Origin of the sequence: Candidatus Paceibacter sp., assembly GCA_013360865.1 — a bacterium.
In the GTDB taxonomy this organism is placed as follows: Bacteria; Patescibacteriota; Minisyncoccia; order UBA9983; family UBA9983; genus SURF-57.
Genome location: JABWAS010000041.1, coordinates 1 through 2,288 on the forward strand (window position 1 = coordinate 1; position 2,288 = coordinate 2,288).

Below are 2,288 nucleotides of genomic sequence, written 5' to 3' on the forward strand. Positions count from 1 at the left end.
AGTTGTCCTTCTTTATTTACCTTCAAAGCCTTGGCGCCGGTGATTTTTACTTTTATCTCGTCTGGTTTTGCATTCGGCTTCACACAAAAGAGTTTTTCCACATTATTCCCATAAGTCTTCAACTTCAAATCTATCCCTTTATATACCTCTCCAAGAGCTACAACATCATAAGTTGATATATTGGACATCCATCTTGATGGGGCTTCTCCCTTGAAATAATTGACCTTTGTTACAGCTTTGGCTAAACCTTGTATATTGTTAATCTTTCCGTCTACAAATTCTTCTTTCAAAGCAATAGCTTTTATATGATGTTTATCGGCGTTGGTATTGGGATTTGCAATAAGACAATAGGTACAATTTTGATATGAGATACCTGATGCACGATGCAGGATGTTGAATCTGCATTGCGCATTTTGAATCATTTGCTCTGCGTTATAGAGATTATTTTGTAAGGAGCTTTCGCGGTTAATAAAGGTATTTTTCTTTCCGTCTGTTGAATTTGGCAAGGAATAGACAATCTCACCTTCCTCTGTTACAAATATTGTCCCCCCAAAGGTATTGGCATAAAATCTTACTTGATTGTTATTGATTTGTCCTTCATTGGCTATGAAGGGTAGCTGAAGCTTTTCTGTCTTTTGAATGAAATCTGCTTGTGATGGTTTATTTACATTTTTTGCTCTGCAAAAAGGGTTGTTCTAAAACATACTAGCGTCAAAAGAAGTGTTAAACACCAAAAGGGACAAAACGTATAGAAGCCGATTCCAGAAAATATTTTTTTCATAATATTAAAGCCTCCTTTTCTACCTCAATAAGTTTTCTATCTCCTCATCGGTAAACCCAAATTGCCGAAAAATACGAAGAACATAAGGTGGTGAAAGCTCTCCCGCTCCCATATCAATAGGTACAACCCTTTTCTTGCCTTCACAATGACGGATATACAACTGGTGATCCCCTTTACCTGTTCTGTAAAAAGCGCAACCTCCATGTTTTAGAATTCGTATTAACTCCTTCGGTTTAAGAGACGGAATATTTTTAGGCATGTACAGCCCTTAACTCGTATGGCTCCGAGGTAGGCTCTTTACCCTCGATTGTCAAAAACTCATGAAGTTCTTTTACTGACAACGGTGCCGTATAGACATCGCTTTCAGTTTTGTAAACAGCTTCGAAAGAATCGATAGCCTCTTTGAGTTTCTCAATTGCATCTTCTTTCGTAGTTCCTTGCCCAACTAATCCGTTTTCTAAACACAAAGCCACCCAACAGCCCTTACTTTCACGCAATACCACTGTATAAAAGTCCATTCTTAGCATCTCCCTATCTATAAACAAAAGATTGTTCAGCTATTTCTGTAGCTCAAATATTCCTTTAAGCTTATAATCTTTATCCCTTTGTATTCTCTCAGTATTAACATTTCTTTATCGCCCGTTACTATTGTATCGGCTTTACCAAATAAAGCACATTCAAGGATTCTGTTGTCGAGATCGTCTTTAAAGACACGAATTCTTTTAGTTGGATTTATCACCTGAGCAATATCCGAAAGGTAAACTGCTACATGACTGATTGCCTCTCTATCACGGTGGAATTTTGTGGATAGCACTTCTAAGACCTCTTTAATGATTTCCCTGGAAATTAAGAGCGTATCATCGCCTTCAATTATTCTTAAGATTGCCTTCTCTGCCTTACTACCAGGGATAACAAAGACAGAAATGAAGATATTTGAGTCAAATACGAGTTTCACTTTTTAAGATATTTCTCAAGGTCCTTCTCAGTGAGAATACCCTTTTCCTTTGCTTTGTGACTCCAATAACCCTGAATTTGATAGAATTCCTTTTTCAACCTTTCTTTCCTTGTAATCCTTAAGGCGTCTTGAATTACTGCGCTCAGGGTCTTCCCTTCTTCTTCGGCTATCATTTCCGCCTCTCTTGCCAGTTTCTCTGGAAGGGAAATAGTCTTTTTAATTGTTGTGGCTGTCATAAATACACCTCCTATTATGGTATGAAATAATCATACCATAAGTAATTTTGTAAAAGCAACTACTTCTTGTTATACATAAAACTATCAGTACTATACGCAAATTTTTTAGTTTATTAAGCCTTTTTAAAAATTTTTTGCGCTACCACGAAGAGACTTGATGGATTAAAACGACACGCACGCCTTGATAGGGGGTGGGGGTATAGTTTCCTATGCTCCAAATAATTCCTAACACCTTAAATGTAAGGGATAACATGTTGATTTAAAGTTAGTTAGATTGTTCCTAACAGTCGTAACACTTTTTCAAGGTATACCATGG

The 2,288-nt window shown here is 37.0% G+C and carries 5 protein-coding genes; all 5 read right to left on the reverse strand.

Annotated elements, in window-relative coordinates; translation table 11 throughout:
- Window positions 1-506: hypothetical protein (locus HUT38_04625; GenBank protein NUQ57736.1), on the reverse strand; the 506-nt coding region annotated here is incomplete at its 3' end.
- 294 nt (window positions 507-800) lie between these two features.
- Window positions 801-1,040: a type II toxin-antitoxin system HicA family toxin gene (locus HUT38_04630; protein NUQ57737.1), complete on the reverse strand. Its 240-nt coding sequence runs from the start codon at window positions 1,038-1,040 to the stop codon at window positions 801-803.
- Window positions 1,033-1,299: a type II toxin-antitoxin system HicB family antitoxin gene (locus HUT38_04635; GenBank protein ID NUQ57738.1), complete on the reverse strand. Its 267-nt coding sequence runs from the start codon at window positions 1,297-1,299 to the stop codon at window positions 1,033-1,035. The genes HUT38_04630 and HUT38_04635 overlap by 8 nt, the downstream gene beginning before the upstream one ends.
- Window positions 1,300-1,334: 35 nt before the next feature.
- Window positions 1,335-1,736, reverse strand: coding sequence for a putative toxin-antitoxin system toxin component, PIN family (locus HUT38_04640; GenBank protein ID NUQ57739.1), 402 nt, complete (start codon window positions 1,734-1,736; stop codon window positions 1,335-1,337).
- Window positions 1,733-1,972: a hypothetical protein gene (locus tag HUT38_04645; protein NUQ57740.1), complete on the reverse strand. Its 240-nt coding sequence runs from the start codon at window positions 1,970-1,972 to the stop codon at window positions 1,733-1,735. The genes HUT38_04640 and HUT38_04645 overlap by 4 nt, the downstream gene beginning before the upstream one ends.
- Window positions 1,973-2,288 lie beyond the last annotated feature (316 nt).

Excerpts from the sequence above, each read along its gene's own strand:
- HUT38_04635 (NUQ57738.1), bottom strand. The coding sequence starts at position 1,299 with ATGGACTTTTATACAGTGGTATTGCGTGAAAGTAAGGGCTGTTGGGTG.
- HUT38_04645 (NUQ57740.1), bottom strand. The coding sequence starts at position 1,972 with ATGACAGCCACAACAATTAAAAAGACTATTTCCCTTCCAGAGAAACTG.
- HUT38_04630 (NUQ57737.1), bottom strand. The coding sequence starts at position 1,040 with ATGCCTAAAAATATTCCGTCTCTTAAACCGAAGGAGTTAATACGAATT.